Origin of the sequence: Candidatus Pelagibacter communis, assembly GCF_001180025.1 — a bacterium.
Lineage (GTDB): Bacteria > Pseudomonadota > Alphaproteobacteria > Pelagibacterales > Pelagibacteraceae > Pelagibacter > Pelagibacter ubique_A.
In genome coordinates, this window is record NZ_CVSK01000055.1 from 1 (window position 1) to 775 (window position 775).

Consider the following 775-nt stretch of genomic DNA (forward strand, 5'->3'; position numbering starts at 1 on the left):
GAAAATAAAATTATTAAACTAGATATTAAAATTATTAAATCAATTTTTTCAAAAACATATAAAAAGATACAAACTGAACTAGAAATTATAAGTATTAAATTGGCTCCATAGTTGCATAATACTGAGCTAGTTTTTAAAAGAAATTTTTCAGTTTGATATCTAATAATCGCAGTCTGATCAACAGCATTAATACTAAATAAGACTTCTGACAAAATAATAATTATCGCAAACTTTCCAAATTCACTAGGAGTTATATATCTTACTAAAATTAGCTGGCTAGTGATTCCAATTAAAAATTTTAAATTTATAAGAACATTTAAAAAAATTGTTTTTTTTAATAATGAAAAAAAATTAATCATTTAATTGTTGCAAGAGTCAAATATTTTTATTTTTTTTTATAATAGCATGTACTGCCCACGTTTTATCTGAAGGTTTAGAATTTGAATTTAACTCCCTAATATTAATTAATTCAAATCCAGTAAACTTACAAAATATCTCAATTTCATTTATACTAAAATATCTCATACTATGTTTCTCTTTATAGATATATTTCTTTCTATTTTTTTTATCATTTACTTTAAAAGTATAATTAACTTCTACAATATTTTTGTTTAAAGAAATTTTTGGTATGACTTTTCTATTAATTTTGTATTGAAAATTTTGAAATATTGAATTTTTTTTCTGTGGTTTAAGATTAAGTACTGCAGGTAGATACCAAAAATCAAATATAAAATAAGAATTTTTTTTTAGATGCTTATTTACATTTATCAGAGTA

General features: G+C 20.5%; 1 protein-coding gene and 1 pseudogene. Both read right to left on the reverse strand.

Going from position 1 to position 775, the window contains the following annotated elements; all coding sequences use genetic code 11:
* A partial coding sequence (locus AMN83_RS02855) for a hypothetical protein (RefSeq protein WP_143323636.1) occupies positions 1-359 on the reverse strand: 359 nt, incomplete at its 3' end.
* A gap of 16 nt (positions 360-375) precedes the next feature.
* A pseudogene (locus AMN83_RS05210) lies at positions 376-775 on the reverse strand (hypothetical protein); the annotation flags it as partial.